We start from the raw sequence: 23,359 nt of genomic DNA on the forward strand, positions 1-23,359 counted from the left end.
CAAGGAGGAAGAGACCATGAAAATCGGATGCCCCACAGAAATCAAACCGCAGGAGTTCCGCGTCGGGATCACCCCGAACGCCGCCGGCGAGGCCGTGGCCCATGGCCATGAGGTGCTGATCCAGGCCGGTGCGGGCAAGGGCGCGGGGTTCGAGGACGCCGATTATACCGCCGCCGGCGCGCGCATCCTGGACACCGCCGAAGAGGTGTTTGCCACCGCCGATATGATCGTGAAGGTGAAAGAGCCCCAGGCGGTCGAGCGCAAGATGCTGCGTGAGGGGCAGCTTCTCTTTACCTACCTGCATCTGGCACCCGACCCGGAGCAGACGAAGGACCTTCTGGAAAGCGGCTGTACCGCCATTGCCTATGAGACCGTCACAGACGATCGCGGAGGCCTGCCGCTTCTGGCGCCGATGTCCGAGGTCGCGGGCCGCCTGGCGCCGCAAGTGGGCGCCTATACCCTGCAAAAGGCCAATGGCGGGCGCGGCGTGCTGATGGGCGGCGTGCCGGGCGTTGGTCCCGCGAAGGTGCTGGTCATTGGCGGCGGTGTCGTGGGCACGCATGCCGCACGGATCGCGGCGGGGATGGGCGCGGATGTAACCGTGCTCGACCGCTCTCTGCCGCGGCTGCGCTATCTCGATGACGTCTTCGGTGACACGTTCAACACCGGGTATTCGTCCCAGGGCCTTCTGGCCGAGCATCTGGGCCAGGCCGACATGGTGATCGGTGCGGTCCTTATACCCGGGGCCGAGGCCCCCAAGCTTGTGAAGCGTGCGCAGTTCGCTGACATGAAGCCCGGCGCGGCGCTTGTCGACGTGGCCATCGACCAGGGCGGCTGTTTCGAGACCTCCAAGGCGACGACCCATGCCGATCCGATCTACGAGGTCGACGGGATCATGCATTACTGCGTCGCCAACATGCCCGGCGCCGTGGCGCGCACCTCCACGCTGGCGCTGGGCAACGCGACCATGCCCTTCATGCTGGCGCTGGCCGACAAGGGCTGGAAACAGGCCTGTGCCGACGATCCGCATCTTCTTAACGGGCTTAACGTGCATGCCGGCCAGCTGACCTATTACGCGGTGGGCAAGGCGCTGGGGCTCGACGTGATCTCGCCGCAGAAGGTCGTGAAGGGCTGATCCGAAGGCGTGGCTGCGCCACACAGGTGAGTCGGGGAATGAGGGGTTCCACCCCTCAAACTCCCCGAGGTATTAATAGCCAGATGAAGAGGGGCCCGCGCTATTTCTTCAGCGCGTCGCGGATTTCCATGAGCACGTCGATCTCGCTCGGGCCGGCTTCTTCTTCGGGTGCGGCCTCTTCTTCGGCGGTGGCGGCGTCCTTGACGCGGTTGACCATCTTGACCAGCAGGAAGACGACGAAGGCGATGATCAGGAAATTGATCACCGCCATCAGGAAGGCGCCATAGGCGAAGACCGCCGCGCCCGCCTCGCGCGCGGCGTCGAGCGAGGCGCCCTCGGGCACGTCGCCCGACAGCACGGCATAGTTGTTGGTGAAATCGATGCCGCCGGTGAAGAGCCCGATGATCGGGTTGATCAGGTCACCCACCAGCGAGGTCACGATCGCGGTGAAGGCCGCGCCGATTATGATACCGACGGCCATGTCCATGACATTGCCCTTGGCGATGAAGGTCTTGAATTCTTGAATCATTACGGTGTTCCCTCGTGTTCCGGGCGCGCTGTTGCCGCGCGGCCCAATTGCCCTTTAGCACGAGTTAACGAAAAATTAACCCAATTTACGCGAGTGCGCGGATCGTGCACCGCGCCGCCTGCGGGGCGCCGCCGATTGACATTTCCCGCCCGCGCGGCAAGCTGGCCCGCGACGGACAGGAAAGGCCGGGACAGCCATGGCGCAAGACCGCAGCGGCATCGTCGCCGGCATCGACGTGGGCGGCACCTTTACCGATCTGGTGCAGCTCGACCGGGCCACGGGGGCGGTCCGGCTGGCCAAGGTGGCGACCACGCCCGGCAATCAGGCCTTCGGGGTGATGGCGGCGCTCGGTGCCGCGGGCGGCGACCTCGCCGCGCTGGACCTGATCGTGCATGGCACCACAACCACGACCAACGCGGTTCTTGAACGCAAGCTGAGCCGCACCGGCCTTATCACCACCGCCGGTTTTCGCGACGTGCTGGAACTGGGCCGCCGTACCCGGCCCCAGGCCTACGGGATGACCGGGCAGTTCACCCCGGTGATCCCGCGCGATCTGCGGCTGGAGATTCCCGAACGGATGGACGCGGCGGGCGAGGTCGTGATCCCGCTTGACGAGGCAGCCCTGCACGCCGCCGCCCGTACCCTGCTTGATCGGGGATGCGAGGCGGTGGTGGTGCATTTCCTGCATGCCTATGCCAATCCCGCGCACGAAATCCGCGCGGGCGAAATCCTTGCGCCGCTCTGGCCCAACGACCATGTCACGCTGGGCCACGCCATCCTGCAGGAATCCCGCGAGTTCGAGCGCGGCGTGACGGCGGCGGTCAACGCGGCCGTGCAGCCGATCCTTGACCGGTATCTCACGCGGCTGCGCGCGGAACTGAGCGCGGGCGGCTATCGGCGCGACGTGCTGGTGATGACCGGCAATGGCGGCATGGTCTCGGCGCGGCAGGCGGCCCGCGAGGCGGCGAAAACGGTGATGTCGGGCCCCGCGACCGGTGTGATGGCGGCGGCCTATACCGGTCGGGTCGCGGGCATCGAGAACCTCATTACCTACGACATGGGCGGCACCTCGACCGACGTGGCGCTGATCCGGGGCGCTGAACCGGCGGTCTCCTCGGAGATCGAGATTGAATACGCGATGCCCATTCACGTGCCCATGGTCGATGTGCGCACCGTGGGCGCCGGGGGCGGATCCATCGCGCGGGTCACGGCGGCGGGGCTGTTGCAGGTCGGCCCGCACAGCGCGGGCGCCGACCCGGGGCCGATCTGCTATGGACGGGGCGGGAAAGAGCCCACGATCTCGGACGCCAACCTGATCCTCGGCCGGCTCGATCCGGCCAAGCTGCCCAGCACCGAGGTCATCGCCCCGGCCGAGGTCGCCCGGCGCTTTGCCGCGCCGCTTGGTCTGGACGTGACCGAGGCCGCGCAGGCCGTCATCCGCATGGCCAACACCCATATGGCGGGGGCGATCCGCATGGTGTCACTCTCGCTCGGGGCGGACCCGCGCGATTTCGCGCTCTTCGCATTCGGCGGGGCGGGACCGCTGCATGCCGCCGCGCTTGCGCGCGAGCTGGGCGTGCCGCGTGTCCTCGTGCCCGCGCGCCCGGGCATCACCAATGCGATCGGCTGTGTGGTGGCCGACCTGCGGCACGATTTCGTGCAGACGATCAACACCCCCGTCGATGCGCTGCCGCCGGGCAGGATCGCCGGGATCTGCGCGGATCATGTGGCCGAGGGCGAGGCGCTGATCGCCGGGGAAGGGGTCGAGATCCGCGCGCGGCGCCACATCCATTCCGTCGATATGCAATTCACCGGGCAGACCCACCTGCTGCGGGTACCCCTGGAGAGCCCCGAGATCGACGCGCCCGACCTGCGCGCGCGCTTCGAGGCGGCCTATTTCGACCGGTTCCGCGTGCGGCTGAGCGACATCCGAGCACAGGTAGTCAACGTCAACACCTCGGTGGTCGGGGTACGCCCGGCGCTTGATCTCTCGACCTTGATCGACCCCGCGGGGCGCAAGCCCACCTTGGCCGCGGCCCAGACCGGCACGCGCCGCGTGCATTTCGCGCAAGGCTGGATTGAAACGCCTGTCTACTGGCGCGATCACCTGCCGCTTGACGCGCATCTGCAGGGTCCCGCCATCGTCGAGCAAATGGACACCACCATTCTGATAGAGCCGGGCGACAGCGCCCGGGGCGACGCGCATGGCAACCTGATCCTGACCATCGGGGGCGCGCGCCCGTGACGCTTGATCCGATCACCCTGTCGGTCATCCAGGCCGGGCTGCAGCAGGTCTGCGACGAGATGGACCTCGCCTTTTCGCGCGCCGCCTTCTCGCCGGTCATCGCCGAGGCGAATGACCGCTCTGATGGGATCTACGCTGCCGCCGACGGCGCACTTATTGCGCAGGGCGCGGGCGGTCTGCCGGTTTTCGTGGGCACGATGCAGGAATCGACCCGCATCCTGATCGACAGGATCGCGCGCGGCCTGACCGCCCCGCCGGAGCCGGGCGACATCTATATCGTCAACGACCCCTATCTTGGCGGTACGCATCTGATGGACGTGCGCTTTGCCCGGCCGTTCTATCGCGCGGGCACGCTTTATTGCTGGCTATCGAATACCGGCCATTGGCCGGATACCGGCGGGGCGGTGCCGGGGGGCTTTTCCGCCTCGGCCACCGCGGTCGAACAGGAAGGGTTGCGCCTGCCGCCGGTGAAACTGTTCAAGCGCGGAGAGATGGATGCCGAAATTTATGCCATCATCTGTTCCAACATCCGCGTCGCCGACCAGCGGATCGGGGATGTGCGTGCGCAGGCCGCCGCCCTCGATCTGGGTGCAGACCGCCTGAACGCCCTCATGGACCGCTATGGCGACGCCACGGTGACCGCGGCCATCGCCGAGCTGCGCGCCCGCGCCGCGACGCAGATGCGCCAGCATATCCGCGCCATCCCCGAGGGCGATCACAGCGCCGTGGCCTGGATCGACAGCGATGGCGTGGTGAACGAGCCGCTGGCCATTCGCCTGACCGTGCGCCGCACGGGCGACGATCTTTGCTTTGATTTCACCGGCTCCGCGCCGCCCTGTCTCGGGCCGATGAACTCGGTGCGCGCCACGACGCTCAGCTCGGTTTATCTTGCCATGCGCCATATCTTTCCCGATGTGCCGATCAGCGCGGGCGCGTTCGAGCCGCTGGAGGTCACCGGGATCGAGGGCACGTTCCTCGACGCGCAGTACCCGCGCCCCGTCTCGGGCTGCGCGGCGGAGGTCAGCCAACGCATCGCCGAGGCGGTCTTTGCCGCGCTGGTGCCCGCCTTGCCTGACCGGGTGACCGCCGCGCCCGCCGGCACGTCGGGGAATTTCGCGCTGGGCGGGCACGACCCGGCGCGCGGGCGCGATTACGTGATGTATCAGCTCTCTGGCGGCGGCTATGGCGGCTGGGCGGGGGGCGACGGGCTCAGCAACGGCTGTTCGACCATCGGCATTTCCAAGGCGCCACCGGTGGAGATCATGGAACAGGCCTTCCCGGTGCTATACCATCGCTATGCCCTGCGCGAAGGGTCGGCCGGGGCGGGCGAGCATCGGGGCGGGTTCGGTCTCGATTACGAAATCGAGATCCGGCGCGGGCAGGCCAAGGCGAGCTTCGTGATGGATCACGGGCGGTTCGGCCCGCAAGGCGCGCTCGATGGCGAAGACGGCGCGCCGGGCGAAGTGACCGTCTGGCAATCGGGCCAGCCGATGACGCCCGAACACCTGTCCAAAGCGCAGGACATTCCCCTTGGCCCCGGCGACCGGGTCCGGGTGAAAACGCCCGGCGGCGGCGGCTATGGTCCGGCCTTCGCCCGCGATCCGGCCCGCGTCGCAGAAGATGTGCGGCTTGGCCGTTTCTCCGCAAGGCAGGCGCGCGATCTCTTCGGCGTGGTGCTGCGCGACGGGCCGGGGGCCGAGGTCGATCTTGCCGCCACGGTTGCGCTGCGCCAGACCCCGCACGACTGAGCCTATTCGGGCGCGAAAAACAGCCGTCCGGATCCCGAATTTGTGCTTCGAGCGCTTGTGCACCGGGCCCTGCGCCTGCTACGCGGGGCGCAATTCGCCACAGATGGCCGTCGCGCAAGGAACCGACACTTGATCCGCGCCTCCCGTTTCCGCATCGCGGCCCGCCGCGCGGCCCCGGCCAGCCCTGGCCACCCATGACCGAGCGCGGGATCCCCCACGTCACCATTTTGCTCGCGGTCCACAACGGGGCGCGCTATCTGCCTGCGCAACTGCAAAGCTTCGCCGACCAGACGCATCGCAACTGGCACCTCATCGCCTCGGTCGACGGCGACGAGGACAACAGCCGCGCCGTCCTGCAAGCCTTTGCGGACAAGGGCCACGCGGTGACCGTGCTGGACGGCCCGCAACAGGGCGCGGCGGCCAATTTCTTGAGCCTGCTGATGCGCATGTCCCGTGTCGTGCCCGGGCCAAGCTATCTTGCCTTCAGCGATCAGGACGATGTGTGGATGCCCGACCGCCTGTCCGCCGGGCTTTCCGTGCTGGCCGACATCGATCCCGAGATACCCGCGCTGTTCTGCGCCCGGCAGATGATCACCGACGAGACCCTCGCGCCGCTTCGGGTGTCGATGGCGCGGCCCCGCCCGCCGGGGTTTCGCAACGCACTGGTGCAGAACATCGCGTCGGGCAACACCTCGCTGCTCAATCCCACCGGGGCGCGGCTGCTTTGCGCCGCGGCCGAGGAGGCCGGGCCGATCGTCATGCATGACTGGTGGAGCTACCAGATCGTGACCGGAGCGGGCGGGCGCGTCCTGCATCACGAGACACCTCTGATTTACTACCGCCAGCACGATCACAACGCCATGGGCGCCAACACCTCGCCCAAGGCGCAGGCCAGCCGGCTGAGCATGATGGTCCGGGGGACCTATCGCCACTGGATGGATCTTAACGTCGCGGCCTTGTCGCGCAGTGCGCACCGTTTCACGCCGCGCAACCGCGCGCTGTTGCGCCGGTTCAAGGCGATGCGCCACGCGCCGTTACCGCTGCGGCTGTGGCGGTTCTCGCGTCTGCGGCTCTACCGCCAGCGCCGCGTTGGCACGGCGGTTCTTTGGCTGTCCGTCCTCCTGGGGCGGCTATAGCGCCACGGGTCGCGCGGGACCCAAAGTGGTCAGCTCGCCGCCTTCACCGCCGTGACGACCCGGTTCACCACCTGACCCAGAAGCGCCTCGTCCACCGCCTCGCCCATCACCCGGATCAGCGGCTCGGTGCCAGATTTACGGATCAAGAGCCGCCCGTCGCCGCCAAAGGCCTTTTCGCCGTCGGCGATGGCCTGCTGCACCTCGTCGGTTTCCAGCGGCTCGCGTCCCTCGGTATAGCGCACGTTGACAAGCGTCTGCGGCACCGGTTCGAAGACCCGCGCCAGGTCAGAGGCCCGCTTGCCCGTCTCGACCATGCTGGCCAGGAACTGCAGCGCTCCGATCAGCCCGTCGCCGGTCGTTGCATAATCGGTCATCACGATATGACCGGACTGTTCGCCGCCAAGGTTGTGCCCGCCCGCCCGCATGGCCTCGACCACGTGCCGGTCGCCCACGCCCGTTCGCTTGAGCGCGATACCCTTGGCCTCCAGGTGCCGTTCCAGCCCGAGATTGCTCATCACCGTCGCCACCAGCGTGTCGCCCTTCAGCCGGCCTTCCTCGGCCCAGCGGGTCGCGATCAGCGCCATGATCTGGTCGCCATCGGCGACCTGGCCTTTCTCATCCACCAGAACCACCCGGTCGGCATCGCCATCCAGGCAGATTCCCAGATCGGCGCGCACGTCTATCACCTTCTTCGCCGCAGCCTCGGGCCGGGTCGATCCGCAATTGGCGTTGATATTGGTGCCGTCAGGTTCGACGCCGATGGGGATCACCTCGGCGCCAAGCTCCCAAAGAACGGCGGGCGCGGTGCGATAGGCCGCTCCGTTCGCGCAATCCACCACGATCCGCAGCCCTTCCAGTCGTCCGCGATAGGGAAAGGTCGTCTTGGCATATTCCACGTAGCGCCCGCGCGCGTCCTCGAACCGCTTGGCACGCCCGATGTTTTCGGGTTGCGCCAGCCGAGCGCCGTCGCGCATGAGCTGCTCGATCCCGGCTTCCGCCTCGTCCGAAAGCTTGTAGCCGTCAGGCCCGAACAGCTTGATCCCGTTATCCGCCGCGGGGTTGTGACTGGCCGAGATCATCACGCCCACATCGGCGCGCAGGCCATGGGTAAGATACCCCACCGCCGGGGTGGGGATCGGGCCCAGCAGGAACACATCCATACCGGTCGACGCGAAGCCGGCGGTCAGTGCATATTCGATCATGTAGCCCGACAGGCGCGTGTCCTTGCCGATGACAACCCGGTGCTCCTGCCGGTCGCGCCGGAAATAGCGTCCCGCCGCCGCGCCCAGCTTCAGCGCCATATCGGCGGTCATTGGATATCTGTTGGCGCGCCCTCGCACGCCGTCCGTCCCGAAAAGCTTGTCCGCCATGCTGTCTCTCTCGTCTGCTGTCCGGCGCGCTGCGCCACTTGATTCTGTCATACCGGCCCGCATGGGCGCTGCCAACACCCCGCGCTCAGGCGGGCAGGATCACGTCCTCTATCGCCTTGGGATGGTGCGTGATCTGCTCATAGCCGTCCTCGGTCACGATGAAACTGTCGCCGACCTGCGCCCGGAAGCGCCCAGGATCGGTGACCGATCCGTCGACCGCCAGAACCATTCCCGGCTCCAGCACGGTCGTGTCGCCGCGCACAAGCTGCGGCGCTTCGAGATAGCTGAACCCCACCGCCCGCCCGCAGCGGAAGGGATAGGCATGGCCCGCGCCTTCGGTCACCGACGCATAGGCGGCGTGCACGCGTTCGGCGGTGACGCCCGGGTGCAGCGTTTCCAGCGCGGCGCGCTGGCTGGCCACGGCCAGCTCGTAAATCGTCCGCTGGTCCGGGTCGGCGATCTCGCCCACCCAGAAGGTCCGGTCGAAGCCCAGCTTGAAGCGGTGAAAGTTCGTCATCCCGCAGAAACACAGGAACACCGGCTCGCCCCGCTGCAGGATCCGGGCCGAGGCGCGGTGATGCGGCTGGGTGATCTCAGGCCCGCTTGCCATGATCTGCAGAAAATGCGTGAGCGGCGACATCGCCGCGCCGCTGTCGTGTCCGGCCAGAAGCCGCGCGGCCTCGCGCGTGCCGACGGCGGCGGTGGCCAGCGCCACCTCGTATTCGGCGATACCGGCGCGGATCGTGTCCCGGGCCGCCTGCATCATCGCGCCCGCGACCTGGCCCGCCTCGCGCGCCAGCCGCAGTTCCTCGGGCGACTTGATCATCCGCAGCCGCGCCAGTACCGCCGTCGCATCGCCCAGCCGTTCAGGCGCGACGCGCGCCTCAAGATGCGCGCGCACCACCTGCGGCATCGCGGCAGGCTCTATGCCGATGCGGCCGGGCGGGCGCAGCACATCGTCCAGCGGACCGCGCCATTCGCGGCCCATCCCGTCGTTCCAAAGCTCGATCCGGTCCACCTGCGCGCGGGCCTGCGCCATCTCGGCCTCCATCGCGGGGGTGATCAGCCGCGTCGCGCCGTCGCGTGTCACGACCAGGATCGTGGGGCGGCCGAATTCCATGTGCAGGTAATCGTAATAACCGCTCAGGTAATAGACGTTGTCCTCGTCGCAAATCAGCGCAAGGTCCAGCCCCGCCGCGCCCATCGCCGCGCAAAGGCGCGCCCGCCGCGCCTCATACGGGGCCATCGGTCAGTTCCTGGCGCACAAGCCGCACCCAGAATGCAGCGCCATGGGCCAGCGCGGCATCGTTGAATTCGTAATCCGCCGCGTGCAGCGGCCGGGCATGGCGGCCCTCGGTGCCGTTGCCCATCAGCACGAAACAGCCCGGCACGGCGGCGGCCATATGCGCGAAATCCTCGGAAAAAAGCTTGGGCGGCGCCGCGCTGTCGATCTCGGCCTGCATGGACTGTGCGGCGCGCGTCACCGCCTCGACAGGGCCGGGCGCGTTGATCGTGGGGGGGAAGATCGTGTCGTACCGAACCGTGCCCTGCACGTCATGGGCCGCGCACAGCCCGTCGACGATCCGGCGCATCGCCGTCTCGATCCGCGCGTTGACCTCGGGCGTGAGGGCCCGCGCATCGCCCGAAAGCCGCGCGTGGCTGGGCAGCACGTTGCGCGCGCCGTCGGTCTCGAACTGCGTGACCGACACCACCCCGTTCTGCGCCGGGTCAAGCTTGCGCGCGACGATGGTCTGCAGCGCGCCCACCACCTCGGCCCCGATGGTGATTGCGTCCGCGCCCATATGCGGCAGGGCGGCATGGCCGCCGCGCGCCGCGATCTCGATCTCGAACAGTGCCTCGCTGGCTGTGATCGGCCCGGCGCGCGTGGCGAACTGGCCAAGCGGCATGCCCGGAATGTTGTGCATCCCGTAAACCGCTTCGGCCTCGAAACGTTCGAAAAGCCCGTCCTCGACCATCGCCCGGGCGCCTTGCCCGTGTTCTTCGTCGGGCTGGAAAACGAAGATCGCGCGCCCCGAAAACCCGCCTTCCCGCGCCAGCGTGCAGGCCGCGCCAAGCGCCATGGTCGTGTGCCCGTCATGCCCGCAGGCGTGCATCTGCCCAGGTGTCTGCGACACATGCGGCAGGTCATTGGCCTCGGTAATCGGCAGGGCGTCCATGTCGGCGCGAATGGCCAGGGATCTCGGCCCGTTGCCCCGCTGCAGCACGCCGACGACGCCGGTGCCGCCGATCCCGCGATGCACCTCAAGGCCGAAACTTTCCAAAAGCTCGGCCACCCGCGCGCTGGTCCAGGGCAGGTCGAAGCCGATCTCGGGATGGCGGTGAAACGCCTGCCGCCAGCCCTGCATGTCCGTCTGGATGTGCTCTGATATCACGGCGTGACCTCCGGCGGGGCCCTATGCGGCCCAAGATAGACCCGGTCTGCGCCTTTTGCCGTGCAAAGTCAAAAGGTCCGGCGCGATGAAAAACGGCCTGCCCGCCGCATCCGATGCCAAGCACCGGCTGTCGCCGAAGCGTCTGGCGGACAGACCTTTCTCAAATTCAGGCCGGAGTAACTCGCTGTTCCGACCGTGCGGGCTTGGCCCGCCACTCCCCACGCACTCGGGGTGCCTGAAAACTGGTAAGAAGCGAAAAGTGCCTCAGATACTCGCGAAGTCGAAAATCACCTGTTTCGGCTTGGTCCGCGGCGCCTTCGGCGCTTTCGGCTTGGTCGCCGCGGTCGGTTTGGCGTTGTCCTTCGGTTCGGGTGTTTGCGTTGTCTTGGCCATACGTCGCCTCCACTGGATCCGCACACCGGACCGGAGACCACGCGCCGGACCGACGCAATACTCGTATGTTCGTGCTGAGATGTCCGCCCGCCGGCAGTCGATCCAAGCGACCGCGCCCGGACCGGGTGGACATCCCGGCACGTGCAACCCTGCCAAAAAGGTTAACGGCGATCTACCGGCCAGTTGGAAAAACTTTGTCTCCAATCTGGTAAAAATAAGGCGCAAATGTGACCGGGCTGGCGCAGGGCCGGGCGCGCGGTCAGCCCGGTGTGATCAGGATCGCGCGAAAGTCGTTCACGTTGGTCAGCGTCGGGCCGGTGACGACCTGACCGGTCGTGCGCTCGAAAAACCCGTGGGCGTCGTTGATGGCGAGCGCGGCCATGGCGTTTTCGCCCTTGGCCTCGGCCCGCGCCAGCGTGTCGGGCCCGATCAGCGCGCCGGCGACCTCTGCCGCGCCATCGACGCCGTCGGTATCGCAGGCAATTGCATGGATCCCCGGCGCCCCCTCCAGCGCCAGCGCCAGCGCAAGGCAGAACTCGGCGTTCGGGCCGCCTACGCCGTCGCCGCGCCGCGTCACGGTCAGTTCCCCGCCGGACAAAAGCAGCACCGGCGCGTCGCCCGCGCCCATCGCGGCCTGCGTATCCAACGCCAGCCGCGCCTGCTCGGCGGCCACATCGCGCGCTTCGCCTTCCAGCGCATCGCCCAGAATCCGCACCTCGCAGCCCTCGGCGGCGGCGATCTCGGCGGCCGCCTCAAGCGATTGCGACGGTGCGGCGTAGATCACGTTCTCGACCCGGCCAAGCCGCACGTCGCCCGGCGGCACCACGCCGGTCTCGCCCTCCAGCACGTCCCAGACCGAGGGCGGGACATCTATGCCGAACCGGTCGATGATGCTGCGCACGTCTTCGGACGTACTGCCGTCGCCCACCGTCGGCCCCGAGCCGATCATCGCCGGATCGTCGCCGGGCACGTCGGAGATCAAAAGCGCCAGCATGCGCGCGGGATAGGCCACGGCCGCCAGCTGCCCGCCCTTCACGCGGCTCAGGTGCTTGCGCACCACGTTCATCTGCCCGATGGGTGCCCCCGAGGCCAGAAGCGCGCTGTTGACCGCCTGTTTCTCGGCCAGCGTGATCTCTCCGGCGGGCTGCACCAGAAGCGCGCTCGCCCCGCCGGAAATCAGCGCCAGCACCATGTCCTCCTCGCCCAGGCCTCCGACCAGGTCCAGCATCCGTGCGGTGGCGTCCAGCCCGGCCTGGTCGGGCACGGGATGCGCCGCCTCGACGATTTCGATCCCCTTGCACGGGCGCGCATAGCCATAGCGCGTGATCACCAGCCCTTCGCATGGGCCGTAGACAGCCTCGACCGCCTCGGCCATGCGCGCGCTGGCCTTGCCCGCGCCCACCACCACAAGCCGGCCCTCGGGGCGCGGCGGCAGATAGCCCGCAAGGCTTTGCATCGGGTCGGCCACCTCGACGGCCCGGTCGAACAGGCGGCGCAAAAAGGGCAGGGGGTCTTGCATCGGGCTCACTCCGGTCTTGATCGTCGCAGCACCCTAGCGCCCCCCGCGCCGGGGCAACAGCCCCCCAATCGGCGCAGCTTGACAAAGCGCGGGCCACGCGCGACAGACGCGGCCATGTTCGCAACCCTTCTTCAGGTCGGCCTCGGGGGCGCCATCGGCGCCCTGCTGCGCTTCGGCGCCGGTGTGGGCCTCACCCGGCTGGTTGGAGGCGGCTTCCCTTTGGCCGTGCTGCCGGTGAACGTGCTGGGCTCGTTCGTGATGGGCGTGCTCTTCATCTGGTCGCTGGAAAAAGAGATGACCCATCTCAATCCCTTCCTGCTGACCGGGATCCTTGGCGGGTTCACCACGTTTTCGGCCTTCTCGCTGGAGGCGTTTCTTCTTTGGGAAGATGGCCTGCCCGGACAGGCGCTGGCCTATGTTGCGTTGTCGGTCGTGCTCTCTATCGCAGGGCTGGCGCTGGGGGTTTGGCTGGCGCGAGGGGCCTTCGCATGAGCGGGGTGCAGACCATCACCGTGGCCCAGGACGAGGGCGACCAACGGCTCGACCGTTGGCTGCGCCGCCGCTTTCCGCATGTGCCGCAGGGCCGGATCGAGAAGATGTGCCGAAAGGGCGAGCTGCGCGTCGATGGCGGCCGGGTCAAGGCCAACACGCGGCTCGAGGTGGGGCAGGCGGTGCGCGTCCCGCCACTGCCCGAGCCGGGGAAACAGGCGGCGCCCGACACCCCGCGCATCACGGAGGCCGACGCGCAGATGATCCGCGCCGCCGTGATCTATCGCGACGATCATATCATCGCCCTCAACAAGCCACCCGGCCTGCCGGTACAGGGCGGGTCCAAACAGACGCGCCACGTGGACGGGCTGGCAGAGGCGCTCAGTTTCGACGCCGAGGAAAAGCCGCGCCTCGTGCACCGGCTCGACAAGGACACGTCGGGCGTTCTGATCATGGCCCGCACCCGAAGCGTGGCCAAATCGCTGACCGCCGCCTTCCGCCACCGCGACACGCGCAAGATCTACTGGGCCGCCGTCGCCGGCGTGCCGGTGCCGCGCATGGGCACAATCCGCTTCGGCCTCGTCAAGGCGCCCGGACACGGCGCGGGGGGCGAGGGCGAAAAGATGCTGTGCCTGCATCCCGACGCCGTCGACACCACCCCAGGCGCGAAACCTGCGATCACCGATTACGCGGTGATCGAGGCGCTGGGCACCCGCACCGCCTGGATGGCGCTGGTGCCGGTCACGGGCCGCACGCATCAGCTGCGCGCGCATATGGCCGAACTGGGTCATCCCATCGTGGGTGACGGCAAATACGGCGGATCCGGGCAGGAAAACCTGGGCGACGGCTGGGGCGCGCAACTGGGAGGAGAGGTCAGCCGCAAGCTTCACCTGCACGCACGGTCGCTGACGCTGACCCACCCGGTCACCCGCGCCAAGCTGCACCTGACCGCGCCGCTGCCCGATCACATGGCGCGCACCTGGGACCTCTTTCAATGGCAGCCCGCGCAGGCGCCCGAGGACCCGTTCGAGGATTTCGCATGACCGACCTGCGCCTCGTGATCTTCGACGTCGACGGCACGCTTGTCGACAGCCAGGGCGACATCGTGGCTGCGATGACCCACGCCTTCGAGACCGCCGGCGCGCGGGTGCCCGACCGCGCCACGATCCTGTCCATCGTGGGGCTTTCGCTGCCGCAGGCCATGGCGCGCCTCGCACCGGGCGTTGGGCCCCAGACGCAGGCGCGCATGGTTGACTGGTACAAGGAGGCCTACATGCATCTGCGGGCCGAATCCGGCGCGGCGCAGTCTTCGCCGCTCTACCCTTACGCCCGCGACACGCTCGACGCGCTCAACGCACGGCCCGAAACATTGCTTGGCGTCGCCACCGGCAAATCCCGCCGGGGCCTCGACAAGCTGCTCGACGGTCACGATCTGCGCGCGCATTTCGTGACCCAGCAGGTCAGCGACCACCACCCGTCCAAGCCGCACCCCTCGATGATCCTGACCGCACTCGCGGAAACCGGCGTGGCGGCGCAAAACGCCGTGATGATCGGGGACACCACTTTTGATATGGAGATGGCCCGGGCCGCGGGCGTGCCCTTCATCGGCGTCGGATGGGGCTATCATCCCGCCGATCATCTGACCGGCGCGCAGGCCATCCTGCGCGATTTTCGCGACCTGCCCGGGCTGATCGACACCACGTGGGAACGAACAGCATGAGCGAATGGAAGGCCAAACGTTTCTGGAGCGAGGCGCATGTGACCGAAACGGCGGGCGGCTTCGGCATCCTTCTGGACACGCGGCCGGTGAAAACCCCCGCCAAGGCGACGCTAGCCGTCCCGACCCGCGCCATGGCCGATGCCATCGCCGCCGAATGGGACGCGCAGGAGGGCGAGATCAAGCCGCTCACCATGCCGGTCACGCGCGCGGCGAACGCCGCCATCGACAAGGTTACGCCTCAACACGCCGAAGTCGCCGACATGGTGGCGGCCTATGGCGACGCGGACCTGCTGTGCTACCGCGCCGACGCGCCCGAAGGGCTGATCGCGCGGCAGCAAGAGGCGTGGGATCCGCTGCTCGACTGGGCCGAAGAGGCGCTGGGCGCACGGCTTCAACCGGTGGAAGGCGTGATGCACCGCCCCCAGGATCCGCGCGCGCTCGACCGGCTGTCGCGGCAGGTGCACGCGATGGATGCTTTCACGCTCACCGCCTTTCACGATCTCGTGGGGCTTTCGGGTTCGCTCGTCATCGGCTTTGCAGTTCTGCACGGGCATCAGACGCCAGAGGCGCTCTGGTCAGTCTCGCGGATCGACGAAACCTGGCAGGAAGAATTCTGGGGCGTGGATGAAGAAGCCCGACAGATGGCGCTCGCCAAACGTGCGCAATTTCTGGACGCCAAGCGCTTCCATGACTTGGTGCGTGACCGCTAACATACTCAGCTTATGCGCGAAACGCGGGCTCGGCAGGGGCCTGCAGCGGGCCGCCGGTGCCCCGGGCAGCCTGCCCAGCATTTGTGCAATTGCCCTGAAAACACGGGGTTCCCAAGGGGAAATAACCCCGAAACGTGATCGTTTTTGCGGCACCGGGGCTTGACCTTCCTGAATGAATCAAAACAAACTCGCGCGCATTGATCGGGGTCAACGCCCCGGTCTGTCTATCGCTTCGGTCCGCAAGAGGGCCGCACAAACCGTCCGATACCCGGGCGGAGATATCAGGAAGAGGTAAACATGAATAAAACCGTTTTTCTTGGCGCGCTGACTGTCGCTGGCCTTTCGGCTGGCGCCGCTGCGGCTGCCACGCTCGATGACGTGAAGGCACGCGGCTCGCTGAATTGCGGCGTGACTACCGGTCTCGTCGGGTTCGCTGCGCCGGACGCAAACGGCGAATGGGATGGCTTCGACGTCGGCGTCTGCCGGGCTGTCGCAGCCGCAGTGCTGGGCGATCCGACCGCGGTCGAATTCGTCCCGACCACCGGCAAGACGCGCTTCACGGCGCTGGCCTCCGGCGAAATCGACATGCTGGCCCGGAACACCACCTGGACCTTCTCCCGCGACGTCGACCTGAAGTTCGAATTCACCGGCATCAACTACTATGACGGTCAGGGCTTCATGGTTCCGAAAGATCTGGGCGTCAGCTCGGCGAAGGAACTCGACGGCGCCACGGTCTGCATCCAGACCGGCACCACGACCGAGCTCAACCTGGCGGATTTCTTCCGCTCCAACAACATGAGCTACGAGCCGGTTCCGATCGAAACCAACGCCGAGGCGCAGCAGAACTACCTTGCCGGCGCCTGTGACGTCTACACCACCGACGCGTCCGGCCTTGCGGCCACGCGTGCCGCGTTCGAGGACCCCTCGGCGCACGTGATCCTGCCCGAGATCGTCTCGAAAGAGCCGCTCGGCCCGCTTGTCCGCCACGGCGACAACGAATGGGGTGACGTGGTCCGCTGGACCCTGAACGCTCTGGTCGCGGCCGAAGAGTACGGCGTCACCAGCGCCAACATCGCCGATATGGCCGCTGAACCGACCGACAGCCCGGAAATCAACCGTCTGCTCGGCACCGAAGGCAACCTCGGCGAGATGCTCGGCCTCGACGCCGACTGGGCCATGCGCGCCATCGCGGCCGGTGGCAACTACGGCGAGCTGTTCGAAAAGAACATCGGTGAGAACACGCCGGTCGGTCTGGCCCGTGGCCTGAACGCCCAGTGGACCGATGGCGGCCTGATGTACGCGCCGCCGTTCCGCTAAAAAATCCCGGGAAGGGCGCGGTGCAAACCGCGCCCTTCGCGCTTCAAAAGAACGACTGGCCTTCCGCGCGCATGACGCGCACATAAAAATCCGGGCCGGCAACGGGGACTCATCCAGATGACGACAATGACCGACCCTCCACAGGCGTCGTTTAAACTGTCCATGCTGTTGAACGATACGCGCTATCGTTCCTACACGTTTCAGTTCATCGCCCTTATCCTGCTGATCGCGGCGATCGCCTATCTCGGCTCGAACCTGGCGCAGAACCTGCGCGAGGCGGGGCTGAACATCTCTTACGGATTTCTCGGCGAGCCGTCGAACTACGATATCAACCAGCGCCTGATCGAATATGACAGCCGGTCCAGCCATTGGCGCGCCGCCGTGGTGGGCGTGCTCAACACGCTGCTGGTGGCCTTCCTGGCCTGTGTGACCGCGACGATCATCGGCGTGATCGCCGGCGTGCTGCGGCTTTCGAACAACTGGCTCGTGCGCAAGCTGATGGCCGGCTATGTCGAAGCCTTCCGTAACGTTCCGGTGCTGATCTGGATCCTCATCATCTACACCGTCATGACCGCCGTGATGCCGTCGCCACGCGATTTCCGCGGCGACGATGCCGACGCGTCGATGGTGCTTGGCTCTTTCGCCTTTACCAACCGCGGCGTCTACACGCCCAAACCCCTGCTCGAACCGATGGGCTGGGTAGTGGTCGGCATCTTCATCGCCTCGATCATCGGCATGTTCGCCTATCGCCGCTACGCGACCAAGCTGCTCTATGACACCGGCAAACTGCTGCCGATGGGCTGGCCGTCGCTTGCGATCCTCTTCGTGCCCGCCATCCTGAGCTTCTTCGTGCTCGGCCGGCCGATCTCGCTGGAATACCCCGAACTCGGCGGCTTCAACTTCCAGGGCGGTATCCAGGTGCTGGGCTCTCTCATCGCGCTCTGGTTCGCGCTGGCGATCTATACCGGCGCCTTCATCGCCGAGAACGTCCGCGCGGGTATTCAGGCCGTCTCCAAGGGCCAGACCGAGGCCGCGGCGGCGCTTGGCCTGCGTCCGCGCCGGATCATGAACCTCGTGATCCTGCCGCAGGCGCTGCGGATCATCATTCCGCCGCTCATTTCGAACTATCTCAACATCACCAAGAACAGCTCGCTGGCCATCGCGGTGGGCTACATGGACATCACCGGGACGCTGGGGGGGATCACGCTCAACCAGACGGGCCGCGCTATCGAGGCGGTTCTGCTCCTGATGCTGTTCTATCTGGTGATCTCGCTGTCGATTTCCGCCGTCATGAACGTCTACAACAACGCCGTCCGGCTGAAGGAGCGCTGATATGAGTGACATGCACCAGCACTCCGTCGCGTATGTCCGCGAAACCATGCTGCCCGAGGCGCCGCCCCCGGCGCGCGAGCAGGGCATCATCAAATGGATGCGTGAGAACCTCTTCGCCAACGTGCCGAATTCGATTCTCACGATCGCGTCGATCGTCGTGATCTACTACATCCTCGCGGCGTCTCTCCCGTGGCTTTTGAACGGGATCTGGAACGCCGAGTCGATCCGTGACTGCCGCGAGATCCTGCAAGGCGCCGCGGGCGGCTGTTTCGCCGTGCTGACCGAACGCTGGAACCAGCTTCTCTTCGGCTTCCAGTATCCCGACGATCAGTACTGGCGGCCTCTCATCGCCTTCCTGCTGCTCTTCGTGGCCATCGCGCCGGTGATGTTCTTCAAATACATCCCCTCCCAGTTCCTGCTGTTCACGGCGCTTTACCCGTTCCTGGCCTACTGGCTGATCTGGGGCGGGCTGATCCTGGCGCCGATCGTGGCCCTCGTGGGCTTCGTGGTGGGGTATTTCGTCTGGGGCCGGCTGGTGCAGCGCTCCTTCGCGACGGGCTTTTTCGGCGCTGTTGCGGCGGCCGTTATCGTGTGGTGGATCGGCGGACTCATCACCGCCGGGATGGATCCCGAACAGGCCATGCTCGTTCCCGTCGCCTCGCGCGACATGGGCGGCTTCATGCTGAACCTGATCCTCGGCACCGTCTGCGTGTCGCTGTCCATTCCCATCGGCATCGCGCTGGCGCTCGGGCGGCAATCCTCCATGCCGATCATCAAGTGGATCTGCGTGGTCTTCATCGAGTTCATCCGCGGCGTGCCGCTGATCACGCTTCTCTTCGTGGCGAACGTGGTGCTGGCCTATTTCTTCCCGCCGGGCACGAATTTCGACCTCATAATCCGCGTGATCATCATGATCACCGCCTTCGCCTCGGCCTATATCGCCGAGGTGATCCGCGGCGGTCTCGCGGCGCTGCCCACCGGGCAGTATGAGGCCGCCGACAGTCTCGGGCTCGATTACGCGCAGGCGATGCGGCTGATCATCCTGCCGCAGGCGCTCAAGATTTCGATCCCCGGCATCGTGAACGTCGCGGTGGGTCTCTTCAAGGACACCACGCTCGTCTCGGTGATCTCCATGTTCGACCTTGTCGGCATGATCCGGGGCCCGATCCTCGCCTCGACTGAATGGAACGGCGTCTATTGGGAGCTTTTCGGCTTCGCCGCGCTTCTGTTCTTCGTCGTCTGCTACGGCATCTCGCAATATTCCCAGTGGCTCGAACGCGAGCTCACCACGGATCACAAGTAAAAAAGGGGTTACTCCATGGCGGACACCGCTGAAATGAAGGTCTCGGACGAGGTCGCGATCCACATCGAGAACATGAACAAGTGGTACGGCTCTTTCCACGTGCTGCGCGACATCGACCTCACGGTCTACAAGGGCGAGCGGATCGTGATCGCCGGGCCCTCGGGCTCGGGCAAGTCGACGCTCATCCGTTGCATCAACGCGCTGGAAGAACACCAGCAGGGCAAGATCGAGGTCGACGGAACGCTTCTGAGCTCGGATATCAAGAATATCGACAAGGTCCGCTCCGAGGTCGGGATGGTGTTCCAGCACTTCAATCTCTTCCCGCACCTGACCATCCTCGAGAACTGCACGCTCGCGCCCATCTGGGTCCGCAAAACGCCCAAACGCGAGGCCGAACAGACGGCGATGCATTTCCTCGAAAAGGTCAAGATCCCCGAACAGGCCGACAAGTATCCCGGGCAGTTGTCCGGCGGCCAGCAACAGCGTGTCGCCATCGCCCGCTCGCTTTGCATGAAGCCTCGCATCATGCTCTTTGACGAGCCGACCTCGGCCCTGGACCCGGAAATGATCAAAGAGGTGCTCGACACCATGGTCAGCCTTGCCGAGGAAGGCATGACCATGCTCTGCGTGACGCACGAGATGGGCTTTGCCCGTCAGGTCGCAAACCGCGTGATCTTCATGGATCAGGGCCAGATCGTTGAACAGAACGAACCCGAAGAGTTCTTCAACAATCCCAAGTCCGAGCGCACCAAGCTCTTCCTCAGCCAGATCCTGGGTCACTAAAGGGCGCGCTGAAGCACGCCCTACCAGTTCAGGCTTCCGTAGGCCGTGCTTCAGCGCGGCCTTCGCCGTTCTAGACCCAGACCTTTTGGCGTGCGCGCAACAACCGGACGCGGTCGCGGATCTCGGGGCTGATCTCACCCGGGCGCGGCGCGTCGCGCAGGGTCTCGATCAGGTCATCCTCCGGCAGGCGCGGCGTCCGCGTCCAGCTCAGCCCCGCGAGAACCGCACGCGCCCGCTCCGGCAGGCGATCCGGGATCTCGAACCCGTTCAGTGTCGCCCATACCCCGGTCCAGAGGCGCCCCACGCTCCACGGGTTATACCCGCCGCCGCCCAGTACAAGCAGCCGTGGCGTTATCCCCATCAGCGCGCGGACCACCGACCAATGCGCGTTATTCGACAACTCCAGCCGCGCCAGCGGGTCCTCGCGGACCGCATCCGCCCCGCATTGCAGCACCACCGCCTCGGGCCGCAGCGCCTGCAGGCGGGGCAGGATGACCTCCTCCATCGCCATCGTGAATCCCGCATCGCCGGTGCCGCGCGGCAGCGGCAGGTTGATCGCCTGCCCGCCCGCCCGATCCTCCAGCGCGCCGGTAAAGGGCCAGCGGCGCTCTTCATGGGTCGAGATCATCAGCACGCGCGGCTCGCCTTGAAACGCCGCCGCCACCCCGTCGCAATGATGCGCGTCGATATCGACATAGGCGACCCGCGTCAGCCCCTGCGCAAGGAACGCCTTGATCGCCAGCACCGGATCGTTGAGGTAGCAAAATCCGCCCGCATGATCGGCCATGCCGTGATGCGTGCCGCCCCCGGGATTGTAGACGATGCCGCCCTGCGCCAGCAGCTCGGCGGCCAGGATCGAGCCGCCGGCGGCCGTCGCGGGCCGGCGGAACATCTCGGGAAAGACCGGGTTCGACAACGTGCCCAGCCTGAACCGGGCCTGGCTTGCGACATCGACCGCGCCGCGCCGTTCGGCTTCCTGCAGTGCGGCGATGTACTCGGGCGTGTGAAATGCCATCAGCGCGGCGGGCTTGGCGCGCGGGCTGGTGCGGAACCGCTCGCGCGGCAGCCAGCCCATGGCGCGGCTCAGATCCGTCACCGTGGGCACGCGCGGAATACTCAGCGGGTGACGTGCGCCGTAGCTCGAGCCGCGGTAGATCTCAGATCCAATGAATAGGGGTGCCTGCATGGGGTATATCTAGCAGCCCCGCGCGCCGGGCGCAGCGGGGCAATTTGGCGCTCGCGCCTCAGTCGGTCAGGTCGCGCGGCACGATGAAATCCACCGCCTCACCGCGCCCGGGCCTGACCTCTGACCAATTCCCGACGTCGAAGCGCACGACAAGCGTCGCACCGGTGGGATAATCCTCGAACCGCGGATGATCCGGCGCCGCCGTCACAAGGTCCTGCGCCAGCCAGCCGATACCGGGATTGTGCCCGATCATCAGAACGGTGTCGCCCTCTGCCTTGCGCAGTGTCTCCAGCATCGTGTCCGGTTCGGCGAGATAGAGCGCGCGCTGCGCGTCTTCCGCACAGTCAAGGCCAAGGCCCCGGAAGGTTTCGTGCGTCCGCCGCGCGGTCGAGACCAGCGCGCGGTCAGGCAGGTGCCCGCGTTCGCGCAGCCAGTTCCCAAGCGCCTCGACCGAGGCCACGCCCCGGTCGTTCAAGGGCCGGTCGTGATCGTCCAGCGCGGGATCGCCCCAGCTCGACTTGCCGTGCCGCATCAGGATCAGGGTCTTCATCGGAACGCCCTCATGTGAAAGGCCGATTGAGAATATTGCCGGCCATAGCTCTGGCTCACGGGGCAAAGCCTACGCACCCGGCAGCCGCGCGTCATGCAATCATTTCCCGGCCTGTCCAGATCGGCCTTGCACGCCGGCACATCGTAGCCGTCCGGCCCCAGCGCGTCGACCGGACAGGCGCCGAGACAGGGCGTTTCCCGGCATGTCTCGCAGGGCGAAGGCGGCGGCGCGGGCGCGTCGATCCGGTGCGCAAATCCCAGCGCACCCCGGTAGGACACCATCAGCCCCGCCGTGTCATGCACCAGAAGACCCACGGGCGAAACATGCGCCCGCCCGCTCGCCTGCGCCCACTGGATGAACGGCTGATAGGGTGGGCCGCCGAAGGGCAAATATGCACTTGCATCCAGGTCGCGCGCCACCCTACCGATGACGCGGGCGGACCAGCGGTCAAGCGGATCGGGCGCGCCATCGGCGTATTCCGGCGTGGCGGTGAACATGTCCCAGAAGCCGGGCTCTTTCGGCCCCAGAAGGACAAGCGTTGCGATCCCCTTGGGCAGATCGTCCCCTACGACGCCGAAGACCGCCAGATGCTCGCGCGCGGCCCGCGCTTCGATCTCGTCCAGCCCGGGGCTCACCTCAACCGGCCCGGATCAGCGACCCGGCCCCGTGCTCGGTGAAAAGCTCCAGCAGCACGGCGTTGGGCGCGCGCCCGTCGATGATCACCACGGCGCGCACGCCGCCGCTCAGCGCTGTCAGTGCAGTTTCCGTCTTGGGAATCATGCCGCCCGCGATCACGCCGCTGTCCGTCATTTCGTGGATCTGGGTCGAGGTCAGCTCGGTCACCACGTTGCCGTCCCCGTCGCGCACTCCGTCCACATCCGTCAAAAGCAGCAGGCGGTCGGCTTTCAGCGCCGCCGCGATCGCGCCCGCGGCCGTATCGCCGTTGATGTTGAAGGTCTCGCCGTCGCGGCCGGCGCCCAGGGGCGCGATGACCGGAATGGCGTCATCGCGGAAAAGCGTGTGCAGGATCGACGGGTCCACCACCTCCGGCTCGCCCACGAGTCCCAGCTTGGGATCGGCCGGCACGCAGGTGATCAGCCCCGCATCCTTGCCCGACAGGCCAACCGCCTTGCCGCCCTGCCGGTTGATGGCCTGCACCAGCTTCTTGTTGACCTGCCCCGACAGGACCATCTCGACCACCTCCATGGTGGCCTCGTCCGTCACGCGCTTGCCGCCCACGAACTCGGACTTGATGTCGAGCTTGTCCAGAAGCTTGTTGATCATCGGCCCGCCGCCGTGAACGATCACCGGGTTGACGCCCACCTGCCGCATCAGCACCACGTCACGGGCGAATTCCGACATGGCGGCGTCGCTGCCCATGGCATGTCCGCCCAGCTTGATGACGACGATGGCACCGTCATAGCGTTGCAGATAGGGCAGCGCCTCGCTAAGCGTGCGGGCGGTGGCGATCCAGTCTCGGTTCATCTCTCGGGTCTTCATT

The 23,359-nt window shown here is 66.8% G+C and carries 22 protein-coding genes; 12 read left to right on the plus strand and 10 right to left on the minus strand.

What is annotated here, in order from left to right; all coding sequences use genetic code 11:
- Positions 1 to 16: 16 nt before the first annotated feature.
- Positions 17 to 1,135 carry an alanine dehydrogenase gene (ald, locus tag EZV60_RS15835; RefSeq protein WP_135506583.1) on the plus strand — a complete coding sequence of 373 codons (1,119 nt, stop codon included), beginning with the start codon at positions 17 to 19 and terminating at the stop codon, positions 1,133 to 1,135.
- A gap of 100 nt (positions 1,136 to 1,235) precedes the next feature.
- On the opposite strand, the gene mscL is transcribed toward ald, so the two are convergent.
- On the minus strand, positions 1,236 to 1,664 hold the full coding sequence (gene mscL / locus EZV60_RS15840) for a large conductance mechanosensitive channel protein MscL (protein ID WP_135506584.1): 429 nt from the start codon (positions 1,662 to 1,664) through the stop codon (positions 1,236 to 1,238).
- Positions 1,665 to 1,860: 196 nt separating this feature from the next.
- Here mscL and EZV60_RS15845 point away from each other — a divergent pair, with 196 nt between their 5' ends.
- The 3 genes from EZV60_RS15845 (at position 1,861) to EZV60_RS15855 (ending at position 6,793) form a co-directional block, all read left to right on the plus strand.
- Positions 1,861 to 3,909: a hydantoinase/oxoprolinase family protein gene (locus EZV60_RS15845; protein ID WP_135506585.1), complete on the plus strand. Its 2,049-nt coding sequence runs from the start codon at positions 1,861 to 1,863 to the stop codon at positions 3,907 to 3,909.
- The gene (locus EZV60_RS15850) at positions 3,906 to 5,657 is read left to right on the plus strand and encodes a hydantoinase B/oxoprolinase family protein (protein WP_135506586.1); all 1,752 of its coding nucleotides are present in this window, start codon (positions 3,906 to 3,908) and stop codon (positions 5,655 to 5,657) included. The genes EZV60_RS15845 and EZV60_RS15850 overlap by 4 nt, the downstream gene beginning before the upstream one ends.
- A gap of 194 nt (positions 5,658 to 5,851) precedes the next feature.
- Positions 5,852 to 6,793, plus strand: a complete 942-nt coding sequence (locus EZV60_RS15855) for a glycosyltransferase (protein WP_135506587.1) — start codon at positions 5,852 to 5,854, stop codon at positions 6,791 to 6,793.
- Positions 6,794 to 6,822: 29 nt separating this feature from the next.
- Here the strand turns inward: EZV60_RS15855 and glmM are convergent, their stop codons facing one another.
- The 5 genes from glmM to EZV60_RS15875 form a co-directional block, all read right to left on the minus strand.
- Entirely contained in the window at positions 6,823 to 8,163 is a 1,341-nt protein-coding gene (gene glmM / locus EZV60_RS15860) for a phosphoglucosamine mutase (protein ID WP_135506588.1), read from the minus strand.
- Between the two features lie 85 nt (positions 8,164 to 8,248).
- Positions 8,249 to 9,409 carry a M24 family metallopeptidase gene (locus EZV60_RS15865; RefSeq protein WP_135506589.1) on the minus strand — a complete coding sequence of 387 codons (1,161 nt, stop codon included), beginning with the start codon at positions 9,407 to 9,409 and terminating at the stop codon, positions 8,249 to 8,251.
- Positions 9,396 to 10,556, minus strand: coding sequence for an amidohydrolase (locus EZV60_RS15870; RefSeq protein ID WP_342588806.1), 1,161 nt, complete (start codon positions 10,554 to 10,556; stop codon positions 9,396 to 9,398). The genes EZV60_RS15865 and EZV60_RS15870 overlap by 14 nt, the downstream gene beginning before the upstream one ends.
- A 264-nt stretch (positions 10,557 to 10,820) precedes the next feature.
- Complete coding sequence (locus tag EZV60_RS19480) at positions 10,821 to 10,949, minus strand: hypothetical protein (protein WP_280952601.1); 129 nt, start codon at positions 10,947 to 10,949, stop codon at positions 10,821 to 10,823.
- Positions 10,950 to 11,208: 259 nt separating this feature from the next.
- Positions 11,209 to 12,468, minus strand: coding sequence for a glycerate kinase type-2 family protein (locus EZV60_RS15875; protein ID WP_135506590.1), 1,260 nt, complete (start codon positions 12,466 to 12,468; stop codon positions 11,209 to 11,211).
- A 114-nt stretch (positions 12,469 to 12,582) separates the two neighbouring features.
- Here EZV60_RS15875 and crcB point away from each other — a divergent pair, with 114 nt between their 5' ends.
- The 8 genes from crcB (at position 12,583) to EZV60_RS15915 (ending at position 20,122) form a co-directional block, all read left to right on the plus strand.
- The gene (crcB, locus tag EZV60_RS15880; protein ID WP_135506591.1) at positions 12,583 to 12,960 is read left to right on the plus strand and encodes a fluoride efflux transporter CrcB; all 378 of its coding nucleotides are present in this window, start codon (positions 12,583 to 12,585) and stop codon (positions 12,958 to 12,960) included.
- Complete coding sequence (locus EZV60_RS15885; RefSeq protein ID WP_135506592.1) at positions 12,957 to 14,000, plus strand: RluA family pseudouridine synthase; 1,044 nt, start codon at positions 12,957 to 12,959, stop codon at positions 13,998 to 14,000. The genes crcB and EZV60_RS15885 overlap by 4 nt, the downstream gene beginning before the upstream one ends.
- A complete protein-coding gene (locus EZV60_RS15890) occupies positions 13,997 to 14,677 on the plus strand; it encodes an HAD-IA family hydrolase (RefSeq protein ID WP_135506593.1) in 681 nt (226 codons plus the stop codon). Before EZV60_RS15885 ends, EZV60_RS15890 begins: the two co-directional genes overlap by 4 nt.
- Positions 14,674 to 15,387, plus strand: coding sequence for an ATP12 family chaperone protein (locus tag EZV60_RS15895; protein ID WP_135506594.1), 714 nt, complete (start codon positions 14,674 to 14,676; stop codon positions 15,385 to 15,387). The genes EZV60_RS15890 and EZV60_RS15895 overlap by 4 nt, the downstream gene beginning before the upstream one ends.
- 297 nt (positions 15,388 to 15,684) lie before the next feature.
- A complete protein-coding gene (locus EZV60_RS15900; protein ID WP_135506595.1) occupies positions 15,685 to 16,704 on the plus strand; it encodes an amino acid ABC transporter substrate-binding protein in 1,020 nt (339 codons plus the stop codon).
- Between the two features lie 117 nt (positions 16,705 to 16,821).
- Complete coding sequence (locus tag EZV60_RS15905; RefSeq protein WP_135506596.1) at positions 16,822 to 18,036, plus strand: amino acid ABC transporter permease; 1,215 nt, start codon at positions 16,822 to 16,824, stop codon at positions 18,034 to 18,036.
- Between the two features lies 1 nt (position 18,037).
- Positions 18,038 to 19,339, plus strand: a complete 1,302-nt coding sequence (locus EZV60_RS15910) for an amino acid ABC transporter permease (protein WP_135506597.1) — start codon at positions 18,038 to 18,040, stop codon at positions 19,337 to 19,339.
- Between the two features lie 15 nt (positions 19,340 to 19,354).
- Positions 19,355 to 20,122 (plus strand): amino acid ABC transporter ATP-binding protein, encoded by a 768-nt coding sequence (locus EZV60_RS15915; protein WP_135506598.1) that lies wholly within the window; start codon positions 19,355 to 19,357, stop codon positions 20,120 to 20,122.
- Between the two features lie 70 nt (positions 20,123 to 20,192).
- Here EZV60_RS15915 and EZV60_RS15920 read toward each other — a convergent pair whose 3' ends face one another.
- Genes EZV60_RS15920 through argB form a run of 4 tightly spaced genes read right to left on the minus strand, consistent with a single transcriptional unit; the run spans position 20,193 to position 23,358 of the window.
- Positions 20,193 to 21,308, minus strand: coding sequence for an acetoin utilization protein AcuC (locus EZV60_RS15920; RefSeq protein ID WP_135506599.1), 1,116 nt, complete (start codon positions 21,306 to 21,308; stop codon positions 20,193 to 20,195).
- 58 nt (positions 21,309 to 21,366) lie between these two features.
- On the minus strand, positions 21,367 to 21,858 hold the full coding sequence (locus EZV60_RS15925; protein WP_135506600.1) for a SixA phosphatase family protein: 492 nt from the start codon (positions 21,856 to 21,858) through the stop codon (positions 21,367 to 21,369).
- Positions 21,855 to 22,493, minus strand: a complete 639-nt coding sequence (locus tag EZV60_RS15930) for a ferredoxin (protein WP_245306327.1) — start codon at positions 22,491 to 22,493, stop codon at positions 21,855 to 21,857. Before EZV60_RS15930 ends, EZV60_RS15925 begins: the two co-directional genes overlap by 4 nt.
- A 1-nt stretch (position 22,494) precedes the next feature.
- Positions 22,495 to 23,358 (minus strand): acetylglutamate kinase, encoded by an 864-nt coding sequence (argB, locus tag EZV60_RS15935; protein ID WP_135506601.1) that lies wholly within the window; start codon positions 23,356 to 23,358, stop codon positions 22,495 to 22,497.
- Position 23,359: the final 1 nt, after the last annotated feature.

Source organism: Roseovarius aestuariivivens (assembly GCF_004761875.1).
Lineage (GTDB): Bacteria > Pseudomonadota > Alphaproteobacteria > Rhodobacterales > Rhodobacteraceae > Roseovarius > Roseovarius aestuariivivens.